Source organism: Paenarthrobacter sp. NPDC091711, assembly GCF_044756605.1.
GTDB lineage: Bacteria > Actinomycetota > Actinomycetes > Actinomycetales > Micrococcaceae > Arthrobacter.
In genome coordinates this window covers 51,343-76,787 of record NZ_JBIVTF010000008.1, presented here as the reverse complement: position 1 = coordinate 76,787, position 25,445 = coordinate 51,343, and the positions used below count along the sequence as shown (strand labels likewise).

The window sequence follows — 25,445 nt, the reverse complement described above, 5'->3', positions numbered from 1 at the left end:
GGGGTGAGTCTGCTGGTGTTCTGGTGCTGGGTTTAGCGGAAAACCACTGTGCTGGTCTGGTCCAGCAGCACGCGGTGCTCGCAGTGCCACCTGACGGCGCGGGACAACGCCAGGGCTTCGGCATCCTGGCCCACGGTTGAGAGGGTAGTGGGGCCGTAGCTGTGATCCACGCGGATGACTTCCTGCTCGATGATCGGTCCCTCGTCCAGGTCCGCGGTGACGTAGTGGGCAGTGGCACCCACCAGTTTCACGCCGCGGTCGTAGGCCTGGTGGTAGGGGCGGGCGCCCTTGAATCCCGGCAGGAAGGAGTGGTGGATGTTGATGGCGCGTCCTTCGAGTGCCCGGCACAAGTCGTCCGAGAGTACCTGCATGTAGCGTGCGAGCACTACGAGGTCCACGTTGTATTCCTCCACCAGGTCCAAGAGCTGCTGCTCGGCATCTGCCTTGGTGTCCGGGGTGACGGGAATGTAGACGAAAGGCAGGCCGGCGGCTTCTGCCATGGCGCGGTGCGTCTCATGGTTGGAGGCAACCACCACGAGGTCGCCGCCGAGGCTGCCGCCCCGCCAGCGGAAGATGAGGTCGTTGAGGCAGTGCCCGAACTTGGACACCATCACCAGGACCCGCTTCTTGGTCTTGTCATGGAAGCTGAACTTCATCTCGAAGCGTTCGGCAATCGCGCCGAACTCCTCTTCGAGCCGCTCCGGTGAGTAGGACAGCGGGCCGGAGAAAGCTGTCCGAAGGTGCAGCGTCTGGCGGAGGCCGTCGTCGAACTGCTGGTGCTCTTCAATATTGAAACCGCGCTCGTAAAGGAAGGTGGTGACTGCCTGAACAATCCCGGCGCGTTCGACGCACGACAATGTGAGTACGAACTTCTGTGCTTGCTCTTCTTTGAGCAATTCGGGCTTCGGCAGTGTGCTTACCGTTGAGTCTGTTGCCACGAGGGTCATGCCTCCTCCTTTAGATATATTCCTGGGTCCTGAACTGATATATTAGGATTGGGATTCAGCGTATACTGGTCACTCAGGCAGGTCAATAGATTTTTTGGTTGTGAAGAAGGGGATGAGCGCTGTGGCTTTTGGAACTCTGGCAATCGCCGGTGAAGACACGAAGAAGTCGTTGGCCGATCTCGCTTACGAGCGCCTCCGGGACCGGCTCCTGATGCTGGAGATCAAACCCGGCGACCTCCTCAATGACGATCAACTCGCCAAGGACCTGGAGATCGGCCGGACGCCGGTGCGTGAAGCCCTGAAACGCCTGGAACTGGATCGGCTGGTCATTACGTATCCGAGGCGGGGGACGTTCGCCACCCGCGTTGAAGTCACCGATCTGGCCTTCATCTCCGAAATTCGGGCGCAGCTGGAACCCCTCGCCGCGGCCAGGGCGGCGCGGGTTGCTTCCACTGCCACCAAGGAGCATCTGCGCGAAGTAATGCGCGCAGTGGAAGACTTTGACGTCGATGCGGCGTCGGTGGTTGAGACTCTGCGGCTCGACGCCAGCGTTCACCGCGGAATCTATGCGGCGGCTGCGAACCCGCACCTCGAGGACATTCTGATTCGCTACGACAATCTGGCCACCCGGATCTGGTGCATGGTCTTGGATCGATTGCCGGACCTCGAGCACCATGTGCGTGAACACCTGGACCTGCTGAGGGCTGTCATCGACGGCGAAGAGGATAAGGCCGCCGAGCTGGCCCGCGTGCACGTCAGTGGCTTCGAGCATGCTGTGCGTCAGGCGCTTTTCGCGGCCTAGGATGTGCGGCCGTCCCGCTGTTGACTCCATGCTTCCGTGATTGCATACTGAAGACTTCAACTAATATATCACTCGGATATCAGACTCCTTTGTGAGTCTGCCCCGGTCCTTAGTGATGCAATCACAGCCTTCAGCCACTGGAGTATCACGTGCCTACAAGACCCCTCCTTTTTGAACACATACCGTTGACCGGCTCCAGCCGTGTTAAGCGGGGCATGGCGGAGATGCTCAAGGGCGGCGTCATCATGGACGTCGTTAACGTCGAGCAGGCCCGCATCGCTGAGGATGCCGGTGCTGTTGCCGTCATGGCGCTCGAGCGTGTCCCGGCCGATATCCGCGCCCAGGGTGGCGTGTCCCGTATGTCGGATCCGGACATGATCGATGCGATCATCGCTGCCGTCTCCATCCCGGTGATGGCCAAGGCTAGGATCGGCCATTTCGTCGAGGCTCAGGTCCTGCAGTCCCTCGGTGTGGACTACATCGACGAGTCCGAGGTCCTGACCCCGGCGGACTACATCAACCACATCGACAAGTGGAACTTCACCGTTCCCTTCGTGTGTGGGGCCACCAACCTTGGTGAGGCGCTGCGTCGCATCAATGAGGGCGCGGCGATGATCCGTTCCAAGGGTGAAGCCGGTACCGGCGATGTTTCCAACGCCACCGGCCACATGCGTAAGATCCTTTCGGAGATCGCCAAGCTCGCGGCCCTTCCCGAGGACGAGCTGTATGTTGCGGCCAAGGAACTGCAGGCCCCGTACGAGCTGGTCAAGGAAGTTGCCGCCACCGGCAAGCTCCCCGTGGTCCTGTTCACCGCCGGTGGTATTGCTACCCCGGCTGATGCTGCGATGATGATGCAGCTCGGCGCGGACGGCGTGTTCGTCGGTTCCGGTATCTTCATGTCCGGCAACCCCGCAGAGCGCGCCGCCGCCGTCGTGAACGCCACTGCCTACTATGACGATCCCGATGTGATCGCCAAGGTCTCCCGCGGCCTCGGCGAAGCCATGGTGGGAATCAGCCAATGACGGATCTCGCTCTCGTAAAAACCGTTAATGGCCGTGGCCTCCGGAACGATTGGGCTCAACTCGTCGGCCATACGGTGGAGGTGTGGTTGCTGGACCGCCACGTCCTCACCGGCGTGGTGGAGCAGGCTTCCGACGACGATTCCGTGCTCTGGATAGCGGCGGAAGGACTCTCCACCAGGAAGCTGTTCGACAAGCCAACGGGCTACCAAATCTGGGCCTGAACAGCCGACGCCGGTCGAGGTGTCAGCGGTCGTCTTCCGGCCGGGCCGTGAGGATCCGGTGTGCGCTCTCCTGCAGGATAGCGAGCGACTCCTGGATCAAAGGCGACGCGATGCTGCCCCTGCGCACGGCCGCCACAATACGACGTGCCGGCTTCCCCTTGCCGGTAATGCGTAGGCGAACCACATTCTCGGCATTATGCAGTGGTGCCAACCGCGGCAACAGTCCGACGCCCAGCCCTGCGCCCACGAAGGCGATTTGGGTTTCCCATTCAACGGCCTCGTGGGCAATGCGCGGTGTCACCCCTACTGCCGTGAATGCCGCTGTGAACAGGGAATGGTAGGTGGACCCGGCGGCCTCGGTGATCCACGGTTCTCCCGCGAGCTCTTCCAGCGTCACCGTTTCCTGCGAGGCCAGTCTATGGGTGCCGGGGATGATCACATCCAGGGGGTCGTCCAGCAGAACGGTCTGTTCGAAGCGGGGATCGTCCTCAACGTGGGTGTCGGACTGCATGGCAACTATCACCGCAAGGTCTATTCGCTCGGCAACCAACAGGTCAAAGCATCGGGCCGGGTTGGCCTCAAGCACCTGCACTTCCAGCAGGGGGCGGGTGGACCGCAGGCTGGCGGCGAGCGGCGCCAGTAACTGGGCGGCCGCCGTCGAGAATCCACCCAGCCCAAAACGTGACTGCACCTGATCGCCGGCCTCCATGGCTGCTGCGCGCAGGCTCTCCCATTCGGCAATGAGGGCATCCGAGCCGGCCACCAGAAAGCGGCCTGTGGCGGTCAGCCGCACGCCGCGCCCGTCCTTCGTCAGCAGCTGCATTCCCAGCATTCTCTGGAGTTCCCGCAGCTGTGCAGAGACGGCGGAAGGGGAGTATCCGGTGAGTTCCGCCGTGGCGCCAATGGTGCCGCAGCGGGCAAATACCCGGAGTGTGATGAGCCTCGCATCGATCATGCACCCATCATGCACTGAATGTGCACGGTTATCTCCAAAATATTGCGCTTTTGTTGCAGGTCATTCATCCCTAATCTCGTACTACGAAGACTTCGATAACGCCGGTTGCGATGATGCACCGCGCTCCCCAATGAAACACACACTTACACCCACGCCTCCTGGGAGGAAATACATGTCTGCTCCAGTCTTGCCCCTCAACTCACGCGGAAAACTCGCTTCATCCTTGCCTGCAGAGCAGCTGGAGGAAATCAGCAGGTTGTTCGAGTTCCGGCGCAAGGGATTTTCCCTCGATGCCCCCTTCTACACCGACGCCACGATCTTCAAGATCGACATGGAAGCCATTTTCGGCCAGCACTGGATCTTTGCCGGAAGCATTGCCGAATTGCCGGAGCCGGGCGACTACATCACTGTCGACTACGGCCCCTACTCCCTGATCGTGCTGCGCAATGACGACGGCGGCGTGAACGTCCTCCACAACGTCTGCCGCCACCGCGGTGCACGCGTTCTGACCGAAGCGGCCGGGTCCACAGGAAACCTCGTGTGCGGCTACCACTCGTGGACGTACTCTCCGGAAGGAAACCTGATCCACGCCTCCGCGCCGGGCGAGACGAAGTTCGACAAGAGCTGCTTCGGCCTCAAACGCGCCAACAGCCGCGTGGTGGCCGGGCTCATCTTCGTGTGCGTCGCAGACGAGCCGCTGGCAGATTTTGACGAAACGTCCAAGATCTTCGAGCCGTACCTGGCACCCCACGACCTCTCCAAGACGAAGATTGCCTACCAGCAGAACATCATCGAAGAGGGCAACTGGAAGCTCGTCATGGAGAACAACCGTGAGTGCTACCACTGCGACGGCCACCCGGAACTTGCCTGTTCGCTCTTTCCCACCTGGGGCCTGACGGAAGGGCTGATCCCGGCCCACCTTGAAGAAGTGTGGGACCGCAACAAGGAAGCACAGGCCTCTCTTGAGGAGCGCTGCCGCCGCTACGGCCTGCCCTATGAAGTGGTGGAGGAGCTTGACACCCGGATCGCCGGAATCCGCATCTCCCGCGAATCGCTCGACGGCGAAGGCGAATCCTTCTCGGCCGATGGACGCCGGCTTTCCAAGAAGCTGCTCGGTGACTTGAGGGACTTCCGATTGGGCCGCTGCTCCATGCACCTGCAGCCCAACAGCTGGTTCCACTTCCAGAGCGACCACGTCATCACTTTCGGCGTCTTCCCCATCAACGAACACCAGTCCCTGGTGCGCACCACGTGGCTGGTAGCTGACGACGCCGTGGAAGGCGTGGACTACGACCTGGAGAAGCTCACCTACACCTGGAAGCAGACCAACCTGCAGGACAAGGCATTCGTGGAGCTGTGCCAGACCGGTGCCGGCAGCCCTGCCTACGAGCCCGGCCCGTACATGAAGAGCGAGTACCAGGTGGAGGCCTTCATCAACTGGTACGTACAGCGTGTCCAGGAGCACTTGGCATGACCGAACTCCTCACTGAGACGCTGGTCCAGGAGCCACATCGCATTCGCGGCCTTGAAATGCCGTGGAACAGGGTGATGGGAAGCAGCGAGGGACCCGCCAGCGCAGCCCGTGCGTTGGGTCCCTGGCACCCGCAGGAGTTCATGGCCGAATGCGTGGAAATTGTTCCCGAAGTGGGCGGCATGATGACCTTCGTGTTCCGTCGCTCCGATGGTGCACCCCTGGCGTTCCGAGCCGGCCAGTACGTGAACGTGGCCTTCCCTGTGAACGGGGAAGACCAGGATCCGGCGGACCGAAGCTACTCGCTGTCCAGCGCCCCCACCAAGCCGTGGACTTTCGACATCACCGTCAAGCGCGATGCGACGGGCCTGGTTTCACCGTGGGTGCACGAGAACATCAAGCCCGGCACCGTCCTGGAGATGCTGGGGCCCGTAGGTGCCTTCCACCTGCCCGACGCCGACCGGCGGGCACGGTACCTCCTGCTGGCTGCCGGGGCGGGCATCACGCCCATCATGTCCATGGTGCGGACCATCCACTCCCTCCCTGGACAGGCCGATGTGGTGGTGCTCTATCACGGGGCGGCGGACGAGGGCTTTGCCTTTAACAAGGAGCTCGCTTACATCGCCTCGGTGGACTCGCGCATCAAGGTCTTCTACTCCTTGGGCGACCGCGCCAAGCCCGCGGACTGGGAAGGGCTAAGTGGAAGGCTCACGGCAGCAATGCTGGAGCAGGTGGCCCCGGACGCCAACGGCCGCCAAGTCTATGCGTGTGGTCCCGAAGGCTACCTGAACACCGCCACTGAGCTCCTGGGGAAGGTGGGCGTCGACGATACCTCCATCCACATGGAGTTCTTCACCGGCGATCGCCAGACCATCCTTGAGTACCAGGCGGAGCTTGCGCACGCAGCGGACATCGCGGAGGAGATTGCCGAGGAAATAGCGGAATCCGCCGAGGACTACTACGAAAGCCAGCCCGCAGCGTTTGGGCTCTACGAGCCAGGTTATGACGCTGAGGGAACCCTGAAAGCGACCGGACTGGAACTGGAATCCGCCGAGCCGGACGCGGCCGCCGAAGCTTCCGACGCGGGTGCGGACGTGGAGCAGGAAGCTGCCACGCCTGACGCATCGAGCTTCGAAACTGTGGGAACAGGCAGCCTCACCCTGTCCTTCCTGCGCACGGGTATTAATGTGCGCGTGGACCCGTCCGAGCACATTCTGGGCCCGGCCCAGCGTGCCGGCGTCAGGATCGGCGCCAACTGCAAAGAGGGTATGTGTGGCTCCTGCAAGGTGGTCAAACTGTCCGGCGACATCGAGATGAACCATCAAGGTGGCATCCGTGCACGTGAGATTGACGCAGGAAAGTTCCTTCCCTGCTGCTCCACCGCAAAGACCGATATGGTGATTGACGCCTAGAGGCCAGGCTCGGGGCGCCTCAGCTCCGCCCTTTCCACCAGTTCGGTAATCCACGGACGTTGGGCACGGTGGAGTGCCAGGCCCTCCGGGAGTCCCTGGACCTGGGCGGAGGAACCCACCACGTCAATAGTGATCCGCCCGCTACCCATGGGCGCATTACTGATGTGCAGGTCACCGTAGGACTCCGGCAATACGGGATCCAGCCAGACCCCGCCCAAGGAAATGTGGGCGTCGTAGCGCATGAGTCCGGTGATCAGCTGGATGGGAGTGGTTGCGGCCCAGGCTTGTGGGGAGCAGGCAGTGGGATACGGCACGGGCTCCCTGAATTGTTCGCGGGCAAAGCCGCAGAAGAGTTCAGGGAGCCTGCCGCCTGAAAACTCGGCAGCTTCAAAGAGGGCCGTGGCAATTCGCTGCGCTTCCTCCACGAATCCGTAACGGAGCAGCCCTGCCGCAATCAGGGCGTTGTCATGTGGCCAGACCGATCCGTTGTGATAGCTGGCCGGGTTGTAGGCGCCCATATCGCTGGCAAGTGTCCGGACGCCCCAACCGCTGAACATTTCCGGGGACATCAGGCGCTCCACCACCAAGGGAGCCTTGTCCTCATCCACCAGCCCGTACCACAAGCAGTGCCCCATGTTTGAGGCGCAGGCGTCCACGGGGCGCTTGTCCTTGTCCAATGCCACCGCGTAGTAACCCTTGTCCGGGAGCCAAAAGTCCTCGTTGAATTTCTGTTTCAGGCGATCAGCGCGTTCCCGTAGCTCAGCTGCCAAGGTGAGGTCGCCGTCGTCGTACGCCATCCAGGCGCGCGCCATATAGGCGCCGTGCACGTACGCCTGGACTTCGCACAGCGCCAACGGCGGCTCGGCGATAGTGCCATCGGCAAAGTTGATACCGTCCCAGGAGTCCTTCCAGCCCTGGTTGATGAGGCCGTGCTGGTTGGGGCGCCCGTACTCCACAAAGCCATCGCCATCGCGGTCGCCGTAGTCCCGGATCCAGTCGAGTGCGCGGTCCGCGTTGGGGAGCAGCTCCGAAATCACGTCCTTGGCGAAGCCCCAGCGGCTCACTGATCCCAGGACGGTGACGAAAAGGGGAGTTGCGTCCACGCTGCCGTAGTAAGCGGACTTGCCGCCCAGGGCCAAGCCGCTGGAGACGTCCAGCCGGACTTCGTGCAGGATCTTGCCCGGTTCCTCCTCGCTGGTGGTGTCCACCACCGTTCCCTGGCGGTCAGCCAGTGTGCGGAGGGTTCCAAGGGCCAAGGACGGGTCAACGGGCAACGCCATCTCCGACGCCCATAGAGAGTCGCGCCCAAACAGGGTCATGAACCAGGGCGCTCCGGCGGCCACCACCACCCTGCTGGGATGGTCCGGGTCCTGGATCCGCAATGCGCCCAGATCCTCATAACTGCGCCTTAGCGTGCGTTCGATGGAGCGATTCCCTACCTGCAGGCGGGGAATCTTGGCCACCCATTCCTCCCGGCGACGATCACTGGGAGACAATTCGCCGCGGGTCGGATGGGTGAAAGGCTTCCTTGCGCCGCCAACACCGGGGACTGCGCCGTCCATGGGCACAACGCTTACCCGGGTGCTCCAACTCCCCGAAGGCGGAATTTTGACCGTGAAGCCCAACGCCCTGGCCCCGGCGCCGGCGCCCTCTGCCCGAATGACCACGCTCTTCCGGATGCCCTCCCACTTTCCGCGGATCTCCAATGAGTCGCCCTCCGGGACACGGGTTTCCGTCCACTCCCGGGTGATGCGGGCTTCCTTCACTTCAAAAAGGTCTGCGAAATCCGCTTCTGCAGTCAGCAGGATTCGGCACTCTGCGGGCCGTTTGGAGTAATTCCGGACCGTGATTTCCTCCAGGATTCCTGCTCCGACTTCCCGCAGCCGTTCCACCAGCAAGGGGCTGTCCGCGTACCCGTCCGGTCGCGGTACCCGCCCCGCAAACAAGGCACGGTAGGGTTCCCGGGTTTCAGCTGCCAACGCTTCGATCGGCTGGCCGTTGACGGTCAGCTCCCATCGGGAGATGATCCGGGTGTCCAGGTGGAAGACGCCGTGGGGAAGATCGGGGCGGATGTCCCCGTTAGCAGCAGAAATACAGAAGGATGAGCCCTCCACCAACGTGACCGTTCCAGCGCCCAGTGGCCCTGCTGCCGTGTCAGCATTCCATCCAGCCACTTCATGCTCCTTAGCACTGAGCCTGCGGATCGGTTGAGCTTGCGGGGCCGCTGGGTGGCGGCCTTTCTGCATGGATGTAACTGACGGTACGCCGAGGAACCTTTCGGCACCAGAGCCGGTCATTTCTTGCTACTTCCGGGTAGGGCAGTGTTGGTGCGCAACCCAGAGTTAATCTGGATTCCTCGTCCGCGCACCCGGAACAGGTCTATAGTGAGGGAACAGGACATTCGCTGATGCAGACCGGCGGCCCGATTTTTCTTCCGACGCCGGAGGCCCCGTAATGACCGACACCCAAATTGGCAGCTTTATTCGCGACTGTGTGGTGTTTGAGGACGACACTGAGGACGGCTTGGATTTTGACACTTTCTACGGCCTGTACATCAGCTGGTGCGTTCTTGGACGCAAAATCCCCATTCCCGACTCCGCCTTCAAAACCGCTCTCGAACTCGAGGGCCTCAAACCCATCAAGGAAAATGGCCGGCGAATCTACTCCGGCATGAGCATGGTGGGACCCGCCGCGAGGGACTACGTGGTTAACAGCGTTCCCATGTGGAGCGAAACAGCCGCTGATCTTCCGGTGGCTGAGATCCGTCAGCAAGCCGTCGCATCCATCGCCTGATTCATACCAGCGAGCTTTCAGCCCATGCCCCTAGGATTCTTAGGGGGCATGGGCTGTTCCTGTTTCCGGGGGTTTTTCGGAAGTATTGGCTGAAAGGAATTGATGAAGCCGTCCATCGTTTGGTTTCGTGATGATCTGCGGGTGGCCGATAACCCGGCCCTGCGTGCCGCCGTCGACGACGGCGCGGCCGTTGCCCTCTACGTCCTTGACGAGGAATCGCCGGGCATCCGCCCTCACGGCAGCGCCGCGCGGTGGTGGCTCCACCATTCGCTGACCCGCCTCCGTGAGGACCTGGACAAACTCGGCGTTCCGTTGCTCCTCCGCCGGGGGTCGGCATCTGACGTCGTCCAGAAGACCACGACGGCGATTGGCGCCGGCGGGTTGTACTGGAACCGGCGGTACGGTTCCGCTGAGCGGACGGTCGACGCCGGCATCAAGGCTTGGGCGGGCGAGGCCGGACTTCATGTCTCGAGTTTTCAGGCCTCCCTTCTCCATGAGCCGTGGGAAGTCACCACCAAAACGGGCGGCCAATACAAAGTTTTTACCCCCTTCTGGCGGACAGTTTCTGCGCAGGACTTCCGCGAGCCGCTGGCCGTACCGGAAGCCGGCCACGGATTCACGGGGAAACTGCCCGAGTATGACCAGCTGGAATCGTGGCACCTGCTGCCCACTAAACCGGACTGGTCCGGGGGACTGGACGAGATGTGGACGCCGGGCACTGCCGCCGGGCACAAGCGGCTGGCCGAGTTTGTGGCGGACGGCCTGTCCAATTACAGCGAGGGCCGCAATCGTCCGGATACGGATGGAAGCAGTTGCCTTTCGCCGTACCTTCGCTGGGGTGAGCTCAGCCCGTTCGAGGTGTGGCACGCTTTGGGTTCCAAACGATCTGAGAGCGCTTCGATTTACGCTTCTGAGCTGGGGTGGCGTGAATTCTGTTGGCACCAGTACTTCCACAACCCGGAGTTGGCTACGGCCAATCTCCGCCCTGAGTTTGATCGCTTCCCCTGGGCATGGCCGGGTAGCAGCGGCAACGGCAAACATCACGGCCACGAGTCGGCGCCGGAGGAGTTCCGGGCCTGGCAGCAGGGCCGCACCGGGTTCCCCATGGTGGATGCCGGGCAGCGGCAACTGTGGCACACGGGGTGGATGCACAACCGTGTCCGCATGGTTGCCGCGAGTTTCCTGGTGAAGAACCTCGGCATCCATTGGCAGCTGGGGGAGCAGTGGTTCTGGGACACCTTGGTGGATGCGGACCCTGCATCGAACCCCGCCAACTGGCAGTGGGTGGCCGGCTCCGGTGCTGATGCTTCGCCCTTCTTCAGGATCTTCAATCCGGAGGCTCAGCGCGTTAAGTTCGATCCTCAGGGGAAGTACATCGCGCACTGGATTCCCGAGTTCGGGACACCGGAGTACGCGGCGGAAATCGTGGATCTCAAGACCACCCGGGCGGAGGCGCTGGAGGCGTACAAGGAGATGAGAGAGGTCCACTAAGGGCTTCCCAAGAGTATGCCGGGGCCGACTATAGGCTGGGTGCATGTCAACGGAGCTCATCCTGAAGATCGTCATCGCCGCGTTCATCGCAGTGTTCCTTGGAGTGGTTACCTGGTGGGCGCGGAAGCACCCCAACAGGTCAAAGGAGTACCCGGAGCAGGTCCGCATGCCCAAGGTTGTTCCGATGGTGGGCTGGCTTTTCCTGAGCGTGGGTCTTCTCATGAGCCTGGTCTCGTTCACCTATGAGCGTTCCCCTGTGGGCGCCCGAATCGCTGCGGTCGCCATCTTCCTGGGCGGCCTGGTTTTCGTGCTCATGTATCGGAACTTTTACGTGGCACCGCGCGCCCACGAGGTGGCCTTCCGCAGTGTGTTCGGGAAAGAGCACCTTGTGCCCTACAGCGACATCACCCACTACAGCTTCCAGACCATGAAGGGGCAGCCGTATTTGACGGTGAAGTCGGTGGACGGCGCCAAGCTCAGCCTGAATATCAGGGCCTATGACATGACGCCGCTCCTGCGGGCCATCGATTTCCATCGGGTCACCGGCCACTGGCCTGCCCGGACGGACGTGCCGGCCGGAGGTTCCACCGGAGGTCCGGGGGTTGAGCAGTACCCCTCTGGAAATTAGTAGGAAGTCCGAGTATATTCGGATTCAGAGATGACCTGGATCACAGTTGGTCACGTGTTCCCCGCAGTGGTCCCAGCACCCGGCGGCACGGCAGTCATTCACGATGCAAAGGAGCATTCCACCATGGTGCGCGAGCTTTCCCACTACGTAGACGGCCAGAGGATCGACGGCACATCCGGCCGGTTCAGTGATGTCTACGATCCCTGCACGGGTGAAGTCCAGGCCCGGCTTCCGCTGGCCAGCGCGGACGAGGTCCGCAACGCCGTCGCAAATGCAGAGAAGGGCCAGCTCGAATGGGCGGCCATGAACCCGCAGCGCCGGGGACGCATCCTGCTGAAGTTCGTGGATCTGGTCAACGAGAACATGGATGAACTCGCCACGCTCCTGTCCTCCGAACACGGCAAGACCTTCGCGGACGCCAAGGGCGATATCCAGCGCGGAATCGAGGTAGTGGAATTCTCGGCCGGGGCGCCGCACCTGCTCAAGGGCGAATTCTCGGACAACGCCGGCCAGGGGATCGATGTCCATTCGCTCCGCCAGCCGCTGGGCGTCGTCGCAGGCATCACTCCCTTCAACTTCCCGGCCATGATTCCGCTCTGGAAGTCCGGTCCGGCTCTCGCAGCCGGCAACGCGTTCATCCTCAAGCCCTCCGAGCGGGATCCTTCCGTTCCGCTGCGCCTGGCGGAGCTGTACAGCGAAGCGGGCGTGCCCAACGGCGTGTTCAATGTGATCAACGGGGACAAGGAAGCCGTGGATGCGCTGCTCGAAGATCCGCGGGTGAAGGCCATCGGCTTTGTGGGCTCCACGCCCATCGCCCAGTACATCTACGCAACGGCAGCGGCGCACGGCAAACGCGCGCAGTGCTTCGGCGGCGCGAAGAACCACATGGTGATCATGCCCGACGCCGATCTGGACATGGCAGCCGACGCCCTGATAGGTGCCGGGTACGGCTCCGCCGGCGAACGCTGCATGGCGATTTCCGTTGCTGTCCCGGTGGGCCAGGAAACCGCTGACGCGCTGGTGGCCAAACTGACCGAACGCGTCAAGGACCTGAAAGTTGGCCACAGCCTGGACAAGGATTCGGACTTCGGCCCCGTGGTGGCTGCTTCTGCCAAGGAGAGGATCGAGGGGTACATCCAGTCCGGTGTGGACGAGGGCGCAACGCTGGTCACCGATGGTCGTGGCCTCACCGTGGACGGTTACGACGGCGGCTTCTGGGTTGGCCCCACGCTCTTCGACCATGTCACCAAGGACATGAAGATCTATAAGGAAGAGATCTTCGGCCCGGTCCTCAGCGTGCTGCGCGCGGCTGACTATGATGAAGCGCTCAGGCTCTGCAGCGAGCACGAGTTCGGCAACGGCGTCGCCATTTTCACCCGCGACGGCGACTCCGCCCGCGACTTCGCCAGCCGCGTCGAAGTGGGCATGGTGGGCATCAACGTGCCCATTCCCGTGCCGATCGCGTACTACACCTTCGGCGGCTGGAAGGCGTCCGGTTTTGGCGACCTCAACCAACACGGCGCCGACGCCTTCCGCTTCTACACCAAGACCAAGACCGTGACGTCGCGGTGGCCCTCCGGTATTCGCCAGGGCGCCAGCTTCATCATGCCGGCAGGCAGCTGATGGGGGCTCCGGAGACAGAAGACGAAGTTCTCTTTGAGCGTCGCGGCCAGCTGGGAATCGTGACGCTCAACCGTCCGAAAGCAGTCAATGCGCTGAATCACGGAATGGTTCAAGCCATGCTCCGGCAGCTGGCCGCTTGGGCCGACGACGACGCCGTTGCCACCGTTTTGGTGCGTGGAGCCGGCGACCGCGGGCTGTGTGCCGGTGGCGACATCGTGGCCATCTACAAGGACATGCTTCACGGCGGCACTGAGACAGCCGAATTCTGGGCTGACGAATACCGGCTCAACGCGCTGATCTCGCACTATCCCAAGCCCTACGTCGCGTTCATGGACGGGCTCGTCTTGGGTGGCGGCGTGGGCGTTTCGGCGCACGGTTCCGTCCGCATAGTGACCGAGCGGACGCGGACCGGCATGCCGGAAACCACCATCGGCTTCGTGCCCGACGTCGGTGGCACGCTCCTTCTTTCACGCTCACCGGGGGAGGCAGGAACGCACGCAGCCCTGACCGGGGCTCACCTATCCGGGGCGGACGCCCTGTTCTTGGGGCTCGCGGACCACTTCGTTCCGTCCAAAAGCCTCCCCGCGTTGGCGGAAGCGTTGAAAAGCTCGACGGCGGAGGCCGCCGTCGAACGCTTCGTCCACACCGCGCCGGACTCGGCCTTGGCGGCGCAACTCGAGTGGATCGATGCCGCGTATGCGCGGGAGGATGCGGAGGAGATCGTCCGGAGCCTTCGCACCTTGGGCGACGAGGCAGCTGCTGCGGCCGACACCATCGAGGCGAAATCACCGACGTCGGTCAAGGTCACGTTGGAATCGTTGCGACGCGTCCGCGGGCTCTCTTTGGAGGAAGCGCTGGACCAGGAATACCGCGTGGGCCTGCGATGCCTGGTCGGGCCCGATTTCCGGGAGGGCATCCGCGCGCAGGTGGTGGACAAGGACCGCAACCCGCAATGGAAGCCGCCGAGCCTCGCCGAAGTCCGGGAGGCCGACGTCGAGGGCTACTTTGCGCCGCTCGGCGAGCGGGAGCTGGGACTTTCAGCCACTCCAGTCCAGTCGAACTAAAGGAGACGATCATGACAGAGAACGCAGCAGCAACCGGCCTCATCGCTTTCCTTGGCCTGGGCCATATGGGTGGGCCCATGGCGGCCAACCTGATCAAAGCCGGGCATGATGTGATCGGCTACGACCCCGTGCCCGCAGCAGTTGAGGCCGCAGTGGCTCACGGAATTCCCATGGCTTCCACGGCACACGAAGCTGCAGCGGAAGCGGCCGTGGTGCTGACCATGCTGCCCAGCGGCAAGCATGTTCTGGACGCTTACCAAGGCGTGGATGGGCCGGGGCTGCTTTCCATCGCGAAGCCGAACACGCTGTTCCTGGACTGTTCCACCATCAATGTGGACGAGGCCCGGGAGGCGGCAGCTCTGGCCGTGGCGGCGGGTCACCGATCCGTGGACGCTCCTGTGTCCGGTGGCGTGGTGGGGGCCGAAGCCGGCACCTTGACCTTCATGGTGGGTGCTTTGCCGGAGGACTTCGAGACGGTGAAGCCCGTTTTGGAGCTCATGGGCAAGAGGATCGTCCACTGTGGCGACCATGGTGCAGGGCAGGCCGCGAAGGTCTGCAACAACATGATCCTTGGTGTGTCCATGATTGCCGTTGCTGAAGCTTTCGTGCTCGGCGAGAAACTTGGCCTCACCCACCAGGCTCTGTTCGACGTCGCCTCCAACGCATCCGGCCAGTGCTGGGCGCTGACCACCAACTGTCCCGTACCGGGACCGGTGCCCACCAGCCCCGCTAACCGCGACTATCAGCCGGGCTTTGCGGGTGCGTTGATGGCCAAGGATCTGCGTCTGGCCCTGAACGCACTGGAAAGCACGGGGGTTGCTGCGGAAATGGGTCCCCTGGCTTCGCGTATCTACGACGCTTTTGCCGCCGGGGACGGGGCCGGAAGGGACTTCTCGGGGATCATCACGGAGATCCGCGATAAGTCTGTGTGAGAGGTTTGAAGTGAACTCATGACCAGCGTTGCGGAGAGGGAGAGCATGACGGAGCAGTACCAGAACATTGTGGTGGAGCGTCGGGGACGGGTTGGTTTGGTGACACTGAACCGGCCGGAGGCGCTGAACGCGCTTAACACTGCACTCATGAACGAGCTCGTGGACGCTGTGACCGCGATGGACACGGACCCGGACGTTGGAGCCGTGGTGATCACGGGATCGGCCAAGGCGTTTGCTGCCGGTGCTGACATCAAGGAAATGTCCTCCAACAGCTACATGGACATGTACGCGGCGGACTGGTTCCGGCGCTGGGAAGACCTCACCCGCCTGCGCATCCCTGTTGTTGCTGCTGTGTCCGGGTTCGCTCTGGGCGGTGGCTGCGAGCTGGCCATGATGGCGGACTTCATCATCGCGGGGGACAACGCCAAGTTTGGCCAGCCCGAGATCAACCTGGGAGTGATCCCCGGTATGGGCGGCTCCCAGCGGCTCACCCGGGCCGTAGGCAAAGCGAAAGCCATGGACATGGTCCTGACAGGCCGGTTCATGGATGCCGAAGAGGCCGAACGCTCCGGCCTGGTGTCCCGCGTTGTTCCCGCGGCCGAGGTGATCGAGGAAGCACTCAAAGCCGCCGAAGTCATCGCCTCCAAATCCAAACCCGCCGCGATGGTAGCCAAGGAGGCCGTGAACGCAGCCTTCGAGATGGGCCTGTCACAGGGCGTGCTGTTTGAGCGCAGGGTGTTCCACTCGCTCTTTGCCACCGAGGACCAAAAGGAAGGCATGGCCGCGTTCAGCGAGAAGCGCCAGCCGGAGTTCAAGCACAGGTAGCGGTTTTGCTCGGGGCGCCATGATCGCAACTGGTTGTCGGCTCGCTCAAGAGTGTTTGCGAGGCTGTTCGGGATTTTTGGGGAAGTCGTGGATATAGATCAATGGGGTAGATTTCTTGGTGGCGTGGCCGGTGTTGCGGCAGTTTTCGTCACAGTGGGTTTGGCAGTTAGGAAAGCAACGGATCGTGAAGCTGTCGCGCAGCGCCGGGCTTCAGAGTCGCTTGCCCTTTTGAAGGCATGGCAAGAAGTTGAATTGCGCGAGGATGAGCATAGTGATGAACGTGCCCGGCAGTCATTCCGGAGGGAACTTATAGACAGGGCTTCCCACTTCACACAAGTCTATGCTTCGGTCACTCAGCCGTATGTAACAAGCTACTGGCAGCCGACCGTCTTCGGGGTCCTTTCCTTCGCCTGGGTGGGTGCGGTCTTTTTCGGGCTTCTGGGTCCAGTGCACCAGGGAAGCCTGTTCTGGCTGTTGTTGTTCTTCTTCCTGTGCCTGGGTGTTGGCGGAACGACAGCCGTCATGATCGTCAAAGTCAGCCAGTATAAGCAGGAGGCGAAAGCCCTCAGGTCGGCGCGGAAGCGACGTGGTCCGGTAGCGAAGGGGTTCGCTCGCGGCAAGGAGCCTTCCAAGAACCAAGAGGCCGTCGCGGCCGTCGATCGAAATGGATAAGTGGAAACCTTTGTCGGAGGTGGAAGGAATCCCCGGCGCGTTACCTCCCGCCGTCTATCCCTAAACTCGGCAACGCAAACGTCGTCCGCTGGATGAACTTGACGCGTGGCGGGACTGTAATAGTAGGCAGGTCCGGAAGCGGCCCTAAACCGAAGCGTCCTCCGGCACAAGAGCAGCGTCAAAGAACGCTCGCTCAAGACGCACCGCTTCCGCAAAGGTAGCCGCAACGCGCTCGCGCGCAGCGGCGTCGGAAGGCTCGACGGCGTCGAATTCGTCGCGTAGCCACGTCACCCAAGCGTTGTACTCAGGATTGTTGTGGAGGCGGATCCATTCGGCGTGCTTCGCGTGGACGGGCCATTCTGTGGGGTCGCCGGCGCGGGCAGCCCAGTCTCCGTAAAGCCATTCGGCAACCAACAGCACGGCCAGGACTTCCGGGTAGGACCGGGTGGCGAGGGCGCTGCGCATCAGGTTGTCGAAATCCCGGGTAGCGGATTCCAGCGCGGGGGCTGTTCGATCCGCCTCGGGAACGTCGAGTTCGTTGAAGCAGTCCTGGAAGTACGTGTTCTCGTCCGAAGCGAACGACCCCAGAACCCCGGCAAACACCAGACGCGAAGGCAGCGAAGGTGCCGAGGCGACGGCTTGTCCCAGCAGCGCTGTGAAGGCATCGCAGAACTGGTAATCCTGCACGAGGTAGCGGCGCAGGTTCTCATCGGTGAGGGAACCATCCAGCAGTTGGTCAACGAACGAATGGTTGACGGCGGCATCCCAGTCCTCGGCGTACTGGTTCCTGAGTTCATTGGCAAAGCCCACGGTGTTTCCTCCTGAGGTGTCAGCATTCGGAGCCTAGCAGTGGACTACGACGGACAGGCGCTCGTTACGCTATGGTGCCGGTCCCGGCGCCAGCGTAGGCTCTGGCCATGACGAACGCGTCGAACACTATCGTGGTTGGCTTTGACGGATCCGAAGAAGCACACCGCGCCGTCCAATGGGCCGCAAATCACGCGATCCTGCGGAACTGTTCCCTCCATGTTGTGCATTGTTCCTTGTGGGTCCTGTTGTCCCACAACAGGGGCCCCGTTCCTGGAGTTGCGGACAGCGGCTTGGAACGGGCCGCCCAAAAAGTCCTCGAGGAGGGGGTGGTGCTCGCCAAGGAGACCGTCCCCGACCTTGAAGTCCACAGCACCTTGCTCCACGGAATGCCCCGGGATCATTTGGCCCACGTTTCGGCCGGTGCCCAGATGCTGGTGCTCGGAAGCCGGGGACTTGGCGGATTCATGGGCTTGCTGGTGGGGTCCGTGAGTTTGGAGATGGCAGCAACCGCAGAGTGCCCCGTGGCAGTGATCCGAGCTGATGACCACCCTGAGGGTCCGGTGCTGCTGGCCGTTGATGATTCGGGATCACCGGCAGCCCTTGACGATGCTTGCCTTTTCGCGGCCGCAACGGGTGCCGAGCTCAGGATCGTGCATGTCCTGCACGAACCCGAAGGCTACCGGCGGCTGCGCGAGCCGGTGGAATCATATCCGGACGCTGAAGCGATGCTTGATGCTGTGCTGAGCCGGGCCCGCCACAAAGCCCCCGGGATCACGGTGAGCGGTGAGCTGCTGGTGGACGCTTCGTTCTCCCGTGCCGTGGTCAAGGCTTCACAAGCGGCACGCATTACGGTGGTGGGAACCAAAGGACATGGACTGATCAAAGGCACCATTGGATCCACGGCACACGCTGTGCTCCACCACGCCCACAGTCCTGTGTTGGTTTCCCGTCGCACGGCCACATCCAAGGTCATGTAGGGCTCCCTCGACCACTGACCTTATATTGTCGGTGGCTGCTGACATGGTTAGTTCATGGAGCAGGTTCGGGAAAGTCGAGTGGGTACGGGGATGTCTCGTGTCCTTGTTCCTGTCGCTCCTGCGAACGTTTTGCTCGCGGCTCCGTTCAGCACCGTTAGTGGTGATTTGATCGAGCAGTTGCGGGTGTTGGAGGAGATGAAGTCGGCTATCACGGCGTTGCAGGCGCGGGTTGCTGTGGCTTTTGATCTTGCCCAGCGTGCTGAACAAGCTGAGGCCGGTGTTCCTGCGTCCGAGCGTGGCCAGGGGGTGGGCGCTCAGGTGGCGTTGGCTCGGCGGGAGTCCCCGAATCGTGGGTCACGGTTGCTTGGCTTGGCGAAGGCGCTTGTTGTGGAGATGCCCCGTACGTTGGCTGCCCTGCAGTCCGGGCAACTGAATGAATGGCGCGCCACGCTGTTGGTGAAGGAAACCGCCTGCTTGTCTGTTGAGGACCGAGCTGCGGTGGATGAGGAACTCGCTGCTGATGCCGGGACGTTTGATGGGAAGGGCGATAGGGCGATTGTTGCTGCGGTGAAGGCTGCTGCGTATCGTCGTGATCCGCGCTCGGTGGCGGGTCGTGCCAGTCGCGCGGCTTCTGAGCGGACCGTGAGCCTGCGACCGGCACCGGACACCATGACGTACTTGACCGCGCTGTTGCCCGTGGCTCAGGGTGTGGCTGTCTATGCTGCGTTGAGCCGGGCCGCTGACTCGGCCCGTTCCAGCGGTGACGGTACGTCTGGCGGGGCTGTCCCGACGCGCGGCCAGGTCATGGCCGACACGTTGGTCGAACGCATCACCGGCACCCCGGGCGGGTTCTCGGGCATCAACCTGGACCTGGTCATGACCGACCGGACCCTGTTTCAGGGAGACAGTGAACCGGCGCGGCTGAGGGGTTACGGGATCGTCCCGGCCGAATGGGGAAGGGAGCTCCTGGGGTTGGGGCAAGCCAGGGGCTCGGGGCCAGCGAATCCGACTCCTCACCAGACAGTACGGGCAGCACCGCCGGCACAGACAGCACAGACAGCTCAGGAATCGAGCAGGCAAGTCCTGGAAGCACCGGAAGCCCCGGATGCGGAGCTAACCGTCTGGCTTCGTCGGCTCTACACAGCGCCAGGCACAGGTGAACTCCTCGGCACGGATTCCAAGGCCCGGCTCTTTACCGGCCGGCTCAGGCGATTGATCGAAACCCGGGACGACACCTGCCGGACGCCGTACTGCGACGCGCCCATCCGGCACATTGACCACGTGGTTCCCTGGCAGTCCGGGGGACAAACGAACCTCACCAACGGCGCAGGACTATGTGAAGCCTGCAACCACACCAAAGAAAACCCCAGCTGGACCGCCACAACGCTCCATGGGGGCACCCACGGCGTGCACACCCTGGAAATCACCACCCCCACAGGCCACACGTACCAATCCAAAGCCCCACCCCTGCCAGGGCACCGCCCCGCCAGAACGTAGGGAGCTTATTCCTCCGTGAAGTCCCCGGCATCCCTGCGGAAGGTGCCCAAAACGCGGATGAGGTGATCGACGTCGTCGGGCCCGAAACCTGACTTGCCGAAAACCTCGGCGTTGAGCGCTGCCGTCGCTTTCTTGGCCAGGGTGCGTCCCTCTGGCGTGAGCTCGATCAGGGTGGTGCGGCCGTCTGTTGGGTGCGGGGAACGCGCCACCAGGGCAGCCTTTTCCAGGCGGTCCACGGCGTTGGTCACCGAGGTGGGGTGGACCTGCAGGAGCGCGCTGGCTTTGTTCATGGGCAGCGCGCCGCTGCGAGCGAAACTCAGCAGTGCGAGCAGTTCATAGCGTGCGAAGGTCAGCCCGAAGGGTTTGAGCACCGTTTCGATGCGCGCGAGCAGAATCTGTTGCGTGCGCATGATCGCAGTGATGGCAGCCATTGGCGCGGCGACGTCGCCCCAGCCATGCCGTTCCCAGTTGCTTTGGGCGTCGGCGATGGGATCGCGGGGGAGTGGGGTGCCCATGGCCCTCCTTCGTTGCTTGGCCTACTGTTCGGGTGCCTAGTCTTTCAGATTCGGGAACTCTTCCTCGGTGTACTCCACACCCAACCCGGAGGGCAGCGGACCGTCGCCGTGCCTGGCTACTTCGGTCCCGCGCAGCTCCACGCGCCTGATTTTGCCGGAAATCGTCTTGGGCAACTCGCCGAATTCGAGCCGCCGGATCCGTTTGAACGGCGCGAGGTGCTCCCGGCAGTAGCGAAGGATGTCCTCGGCCACCGCCGGTCCGGCTTTATAGCCTGCAGCCAACACGACGAACGCTTTGGGCACCGACAGTTTTACAGCGTCAGGCGAAGGCACGACGGCGGCTTCCGCCACCGCGGGGTGTTCGATCAGGACGCTTTCGAGTTCGAAGGGTGACAAGCGGTAGTCGGAGGACTTGAAGACATCGTCATCCCGGCCGACGTAGGTGATGACGCCGTCTGCGTCCCGGCTCGCCATGTCGCCGGTGTGATAGTAGCCGTCGCGGAAAGCCTCGGCCGTCTTGGCTTCGTCGCCGAAGTAGCTCTTCATGAGTCCCACGGGCCGGGGGTCCAAGCGTAAGCAGAGTTCGCCGTCGTCGGCTTCGTTCCCGGTGACCGGGTCCACCAAGACCACGTCGTATCCGGGGAGCGGCCGCCCCATGGAGCCGATCTTCACAGGCTGGGTTGGTGTGTTGGCGATCTGGACCGTGGATTCCGTCTGGCCGAAGCCGTCCCGGATGGTGACGCCCCAGGCCTTTTCCACGTGGCCGATGACCTCGGCGTTGAGTGGTTCGCCAGCAGAGACCACTTTGCGTGGAGGGTGGATGAGCTGCGTGAGGTCGGCTTGGATGAGCATGCGCCAGACGGTGGGTGGGGCACAAAAACTCGTGACGCCTTCGTGGCCCATTTGGTTCATGAGGGCGGAGGCGTCGAAGCGTTCGTAGTTGTAGATGAAGACGGTGGCCTCGGCGATCCATGGTGTGAAGACGTTGGACCAAGCGTGCTTCGCCCAGCCGGGGGAGGCGACGTTGAGGTGGACGTCTCCTGGTTCCAGACCTATCCAATACATGGTGGACAAGTGGCCCACGGGGTAGGAGGTGTGGGTGTGCTCCACCAGCTTGGCGCGGGAGGTGGTGCCGGAAGTGAAGTAGAGGAGCAGTGTCTCATCGGCGTGAGTTGGAGCGTCTGGCGTGAAGTCCGTGCCGGCGTCGTACGAATCTGCGTACTGTCTTGCCTCTGCGGTGGTTGTCTCGGATCCAATTTCGATCAGCGTGTACCCGCCCTCGACGTCGGCGAACTTGCCGATGTTGGCGCTTCCTACAGCCACCCACCTGGCCTCGCCGCGCTCCACGCGGTCCTGAAGATCACGGGCCCCCATGAGGGTGGTGGTGGGGATCATGACGATGCCCAGTTTGATGCCCGCCAGCATGAGTTCCCACAGCTCAACCTGGTTACCGAGCATGATGATCATGTGGTCGCCGCGTGCCACTCCTTGTTCCCGGAGCCAATTGGCGAGTTGGGAGGAACGTTCCGAGAGTTCCTTGAACGTGCGGCGGGTGGAACTGCCGTCCTGTTCCACGATCACCAAGGCGGGCTTGTTGCCCCTGGTCTCGTCTGCTGCGATGTGGTCGAACCAGTCGAGGGCGAAGTTGAATTCCTCAAAGCGTGGCCATTGGAACTCGGCATGGGCCAGTTTGTAGTCTTCGCGCAGTTCCAGCAGCCTGTCCCGGGCCGCACGGAAGTCGTCTGTGACTGTCATAGTCCGCCTTTCGCCTTCGGGATTCCCTGGCACCTTCGCCGAAGCATCCCGCCTAGTGATCCACATCACCTTGCAATATACTAGGACATCCAAGGGTTTGGAAGAGCCCATGCGGGACATGACGAAGGGGTCTAATGCTCGACGAAAAAGCTGCCGTCACCGTTACCAACGGTGCGGCATCAGAACGCGTCCTGCCTCCTTACCCGGAGGCGGACTTGATGCACGTCATTGACCTGCTCCCATCAGAGGAGCGCACGAGGTACCTCGAGATCAGGGAATTCCTGCAAACACGCATACGGGCCGCGAGCATTGAGTACTGGAACCGGGAGGAGTTCCCGTTCGGGCTGCTGGCTGACATGGCCAAGTTCGGGCTGGGTGGGCTTCAAACGGATGGTTCCTCAAAGCTGTTCAAGGGCCTCATGTACACCGAGGTTGCCCGCGCGGACGTGTCGCTGTCCGCGTTGGTGGGCATCCATAATGAGCTCATCGTCGGCATGATTGATGAGCTCGGCTCCCCGGAGCAGAAGCGCAAGTGGCTGCCCGGGTTGGAGGCTTTTACCCAGCTGGGAGCCTTTGCGCTCACCGAACCGGACCACGGTTCCGACATCGCCGGAGGACTCTCGACGACGGCGCGGCGCGACGGCGGTGAATGGGTCATCAGCGGTGCCAAGCGCTGGATTGGGGCTGGGACGATTGCCGACTTCGCGTTGGTCTGGGCCCGGGACGAATCCGACGGGCACATCAAGGGCTTCATTGTGGAGACCGACCGCCCCGGGTACACGGCCACCAAGATTTCGAACAAGATCGGCCTCCGCATCATGCAGAATGCGGACATCGTCTTGGACGAGGTCCGCATTCCGGAGGAGAACCTCCTGCCCGGTGCCACGGAGTTCTCCCGGGCCAACGATCTTCTAAGGGATTCCCGGGCTTGGGTGGGATGGCAGGCCGCGGGGATTCAATTGGCGGCCTTTGATATTGCCCGTTCCTACGCATTGGAGCGCAAACAGTTCGGCAAGGAACTGGCACGCTTCCAGCTCGTCCAGCAGCAGCTCGCCGACATTCTGGGCAATGCCAACGCTTCACTGTCCATGATGGTGGAGCTTGCCCGGATCCAGCAGGCCGGGAAACTCGAAATGGTGCAGGCCGCCATGTGCAAGGCCACCACCACCCGGCTGGCCCGCTCATCCGTGGCGATGGGCCGTTCCTTGCTGGGCGGGAACGGAATCACCACGGACTACGAGATGGCCAAGCTCTTTGGCGACGCCGAAATCCTCTACACCTACGAGGGCAGCTACGAGATCAACTCCATGATCGTGGCCCGCGCGGTGACGGGGAAGTCGGCGTTCGTCTAGGTCCTGACTGTTTGGGCGGGGTCTTCTTGGGCAGGCTCCGGATCCGAAGGCGTAGCAAGGGCCGCGTGCTCAGCCAGGACTCCAGTGTGGTGCCTGATGCGAAGGCGGTAGAGGAGCGTTCCGCCAATGACTACTGCCGCAACGAAGATAACGCCGCCCCATTGCAGGTACCACTCGAACGGTGGCACTGAGTTGTAAATTTCCGGCCGCGGCCACACCAGGTTCAGCGTCATGGCACCGCCCCACAGCACGGCCAGGATGTTGATGGGGAGCCCCCATTTGCCGAGGCTGAATCCCGGTTCGGATCCATCGTCCTTCAGGGGCCACTTCTTCAGGAACCGGCGCCGCAACATGGGCACGGTCACCAGCAGGTAGGACAGGTAGATCAGGACGATGCTGATGCTGGAGAGGATGGTGAAGATGGCCGGCTGGGAGATATTGACGATCAGCGGAATAACAGCCACGACGCCAATCACGATTGCAGCCACCGTAGGGGTTTTGCGGGTGGGGTGCACTTTGCTGAGCTGACGGCTGAAGGGAAGGTTGTTGTCCCTGGCCATGGCAAACATCATCCGGATGGCTGCTGCGTGGACGGCCAATGTGCAGACCACAACAGCTACCACGATGCACGCGAGGAAAGCCTTGCCGAAGGGGCCGCCCAGCACCGAAAGCACGATGTACTGCAACCCGCCATCAGCGGCCCCGAGCTTGGGATCGGAAAGATCCGGTGCTGCCAGGATTCCGCCCAGGAGGAGCAGCCCTCCCAGGAGGAAGGATGCCGTGACCGCGCGCAGGATCGCCCTGGGAGCCGTCTTCTTGGGGTCCTTGGTTTCTTCACCCAGGGAACTGGCGGTATCGAATCCGTACATGACATAACCGGAAGCCATGGCGGCAATGAGGAACACTCCAAAGAAGCCCAGCGGATGCTCTTCGCCGAAGCCAGCGGTATCCAGGAGGACTTCGGGTCCGCGCACGGAATGCCAAATGAGCGCCGCAATGAGCAGGACGGCAGCAACCAGCTCCACGAACACGCCCACGCTGTTGATCATGGTCATGAGTTTCACGCCAAACGCGTTGATGAGAGTGGAAATGCCGATCATGATGCTGGCCAGGAGGACCCCGTTGACGGCAAAGTCGTAAGGACCCGTGCCGTCGCCCACCAGTTGGAAGCCGCTCCAAATCTGCGGCAGGGTTATTTGGAGGGCCAGGGCAACAGAACCCAAAGCCATGATGGAGGAGAGCAGCAACAACCAGCCCGCCAACCAGGCCCACGTTCCGGTGGAGAGCCTCTTGGCCCAGTTATAGACCGATCCCGCTACGGGGTAGCGGCCGGCCAGTTCCGCAAAACACAGGGCAACCATGAGCTGGCCGACAAAAACGATGGGCCACGACCACGCGTAGGCGGGTCCCGCCGTCGAAAATCCGAAGTAAAACAGTTGAAAAACGCCGGTGAGGATGGATATGTAACTGACGCCGGCGGCGAAGCTGGCAAACTTTCCGATGCTGCGGTCAAGGGTTTGGGCGTAGCCAAACTCGTCCATACCGCTTGCATCGCTCTTGCAGGGTCCTGTTTTGCTGGGTTCTAACATTCGAACTCCTAATTCAGACATGCATGAATGGTGATAGCCCGCGGCCGCCATTGGACGCAGTGGATATCAAAAGCCGGGCACCACGGTGTGCC

General features: G+C 62.4%; 23 protein-coding genes. 16 read left to right on the top strand and 7 right to left on the bottom strand.

From position 1 onward, the window contains the following. Positions 1-32 precede the first annotated feature (32 nt). Entirely contained in the window at positions 33-947 is a 915-nt protein-coding gene (gene purU, locus ACIQH5_RS13655) for a formyltetrahydrofolate deformylase (RefSeq protein WP_400404160.1), read from the bottom strand. Between the two features lie 121 nt (positions 948-1,068). On the opposite strand from purU, the gene ACIQH5_RS13650 reads away from it, so the two are divergent. From ACIQH5_RS13650 to ACIQH5_RS13640, 3 genes are all read left to right on the top strand, one after another. Next, entirely contained in the window at positions 1,069-1,749 is a 681-nt protein-coding gene (locus tag ACIQH5_RS13650) for a GntR family transcriptional regulator (RefSeq protein WP_400404158.1), read from the top strand. A gap of 149 nt (positions 1,750-1,898) precedes the next feature. Then, entirely contained in the window at positions 1,899-2,771 is an 873-nt protein-coding gene (pdxS, locus tag ACIQH5_RS13645; RefSeq protein ID WP_400404156.1) for a pyridoxal 5'-phosphate synthase lyase subunit PdxS, read from the top strand. Then, positions 2,768-2,992, top strand: coding sequence for a hypothetical protein (locus ACIQH5_RS13640; protein WP_400404154.1), 225 nt, complete (start codon positions 2,768-2,770; stop codon positions 2,990-2,992). Before pdxS ends, ACIQH5_RS13640 begins: the two co-directional genes overlap by 4 nt. Before the next feature lie 22 nt (positions 2,993-3,014). On the opposite strand, the gene ACIQH5_RS13635 is transcribed toward ACIQH5_RS13640, so the two are convergent. Beyond that, positions 3,015-3,947, bottom strand: coding sequence for a LysR family transcriptional regulator (locus ACIQH5_RS13635; RefSeq protein ID WP_400404151.1), 933 nt, complete (start codon positions 3,945-3,947; stop codon positions 3,015-3,017). 172 nt (positions 3,948-4,119) lie between these two features. On the opposite strand from ACIQH5_RS13635, the gene ACIQH5_RS13630 reads away from it, so the two are divergent. After that, positions 4,120-5,421 (top strand): SRPBCC family protein, encoded by a 1,302-nt coding sequence (locus ACIQH5_RS13630; RefSeq protein ID WP_400404148.1) that lies wholly within the window; start codon positions 4,120-4,122, stop codon positions 5,419-5,421. After that, on the top strand, positions 5,418-6,830 hold the full coding sequence (locus ACIQH5_RS13625) for a ferredoxin reductase (RefSeq protein ID WP_400404145.1): 1,413 nt from the start codon (positions 5,418-5,420) through the stop codon (positions 6,828-6,830). The genes ACIQH5_RS13630 and ACIQH5_RS13625 overlap by 4 nt, the downstream gene beginning before the upstream one ends. Here ACIQH5_RS13625 and ACIQH5_RS13620 read toward each other — a convergent pair. Further along, entirely contained in the window at positions 6,827-9,004 is a 2,178-nt protein-coding gene (locus ACIQH5_RS13620; RefSeq protein ID WP_400404143.1) for a glycogen debranching N-terminal domain-containing protein, read from the bottom strand. The genes ACIQH5_RS13625 and ACIQH5_RS13620 overlap by 4 nt on opposite strands. Positions 9,005-9,284: 280 nt before the next feature. Between ACIQH5_RS13620 and ACIQH5_RS13615 the strand changes: the two genes are divergently transcribed. The 8 genes from ACIQH5_RS13615 to ACIQH5_RS13580 all read left to right on the top strand — a co-directional run bounded on the left by ACIQH5_RS13615 (position 9,285) and on the right by ACIQH5_RS13580 (position 16,858). Next, a complete protein-coding gene (locus ACIQH5_RS13615) occupies positions 9,285-9,623 on the top strand; it encodes a hypothetical protein (protein ID WP_400404141.1) in 339 nt (112 codons plus the stop codon). 102 nt (positions 9,624-9,725) lie between these two features. Next, positions 9,726-11,114 carry a cryptochrome/photolyase family protein gene (locus tag ACIQH5_RS13610; RefSeq protein WP_400404138.1) on the top strand — a complete coding sequence of 463 codons (1,389 nt, stop codon included), beginning with the start codon at positions 9,726-9,728 and terminating at the stop codon, positions 11,112-11,114. A gap of 43 nt (positions 11,115-11,157) precedes the next feature. Continuing rightward, entirely contained in the window at positions 11,158-11,742 is a 585-nt protein-coding gene (locus ACIQH5_RS13605; RefSeq protein ID WP_400404135.1) for a hypothetical protein, read from the top strand. Between the two features lie 123 nt (positions 11,743-11,865). Next, the gene (locus ACIQH5_RS13600; protein ID WP_400404365.1) at positions 11,866-13,365 is read left to right on the top strand and encodes a CoA-acylating methylmalonate-semialdehyde dehydrogenase; all 1,500 of its coding nucleotides are present in this window, start codon (positions 11,866-11,868) and stop codon (positions 13,363-13,365) included. Next, positions 13,365-14,429: an enoyl-CoA hydratase/isomerase family protein gene (locus tag ACIQH5_RS13595; protein ID WP_400404133.1), complete on the top strand. Its 1,065-nt coding sequence runs from the start codon at positions 13,365-13,367 to the stop codon at positions 14,427-14,429. The genes ACIQH5_RS13600 and ACIQH5_RS13595 overlap by 1 nt, the downstream gene beginning before the upstream one ends. Before the next feature lie 11 nt (positions 14,430-14,440). Further along, positions 14,441-15,361 carry a 3-hydroxyisobutyrate dehydrogenase gene (gene mmsB, locus ACIQH5_RS13590; protein ID WP_400404130.1) on the top strand — a complete coding sequence of 307 codons (921 nt, stop codon included), beginning with the start codon at positions 14,441-14,443 and terminating at the stop codon, positions 15,359-15,361. A gap of 45 nt (positions 15,362-15,406) precedes the next feature. Beyond that, on the top strand, positions 15,407-16,186 hold the full coding sequence (locus tag ACIQH5_RS13585) for an enoyl-CoA hydratase (protein ID WP_400404362.1): 780 nt from the start codon (positions 15,407-15,409) through the stop codon (positions 16,184-16,186). Between the two features lie 87 nt (positions 16,187-16,273). Next, positions 16,274-16,858: a hypothetical protein gene (locus ACIQH5_RS13580; RefSeq protein ID WP_400404128.1), complete on the top strand. Its 585-nt coding sequence runs from the start codon at positions 16,274-16,276 to the stop codon at positions 16,856-16,858. A 144-nt stretch (positions 16,859-17,002) separates the two neighbouring features. Here ACIQH5_RS13580 and ACIQH5_RS13575 read toward each other — a convergent pair whose 3' ends face one another. Then, positions 17,003-17,668 carry a TenA family protein gene (locus ACIQH5_RS13575; protein WP_400404125.1) on the bottom strand — a complete coding sequence of 222 codons (666 nt, stop codon included), beginning with the start codon at positions 17,666-17,668 and terminating at the stop codon, positions 17,003-17,005. Positions 17,669-17,775: 107 nt separating this feature from the next. Between ACIQH5_RS13575 and ACIQH5_RS13570 the strand changes: the two genes are divergently transcribed. Next, complete coding sequence (locus ACIQH5_RS13570) at positions 17,776-18,645, top strand: universal stress protein (protein WP_400404123.1); 870 nt, start codon at positions 17,776-17,778, stop codon at positions 18,643-18,645. 90 nt (positions 18,646-18,735) lie between these two features. After that, entirely contained in the window at positions 18,736-20,142 is a 1,407-nt protein-coding gene (locus tag ACIQH5_RS13565; protein ID WP_400404120.1) for an HNH endonuclease, read from the top strand. 5 nt (positions 20,143-20,147) lie between these two features. Here the strand turns inward: ACIQH5_RS13565 and ACIQH5_RS13560 are convergent, their stop codons facing one another. Continuing rightward, positions 20,148-20,657: a MarR family winged helix-turn-helix transcriptional regulator gene (locus ACIQH5_RS13560; RefSeq protein ID WP_400404117.1), complete on the bottom strand. Its 510-nt coding sequence runs from the start codon at positions 20,655-20,657 to the stop codon at positions 20,148-20,150. Between the two features lie 36 nt (positions 20,658-20,693). Then, positions 20,694-22,412 (bottom strand): AMP-binding protein, encoded by a 1,719-nt coding sequence (locus ACIQH5_RS13555; protein ID WP_400404115.1) that lies wholly within the window; start codon positions 22,410-22,412, stop codon positions 20,694-20,696. 134 nt (positions 22,413-22,546) lie between these two features. Between ACIQH5_RS13555 and ACIQH5_RS13550 the strand changes: the two genes are divergently transcribed. Further along, positions 22,547-23,764 carry an acyl-CoA dehydrogenase family protein gene (locus ACIQH5_RS13550; protein ID WP_400404112.1) on the top strand — a complete coding sequence of 406 codons (1,218 nt, stop codon included), beginning with the start codon at positions 22,547-22,549 and terminating at the stop codon, positions 23,762-23,764. Here ACIQH5_RS13550 and ACIQH5_RS13545 read toward each other — a convergent pair. Continuing rightward, positions 23,761-25,353, bottom strand: a complete 1,593-nt coding sequence (locus ACIQH5_RS13545; protein ID WP_400404110.1) for an APC family permease — start codon at positions 25,351-25,353, stop codon at positions 23,761-23,763. The two genes, ACIQH5_RS13550 and ACIQH5_RS13545, sit on opposite strands and share 4 nt — an antisense overlap. Positions 25,354-25,445: the final 92 nt, after the last annotated feature.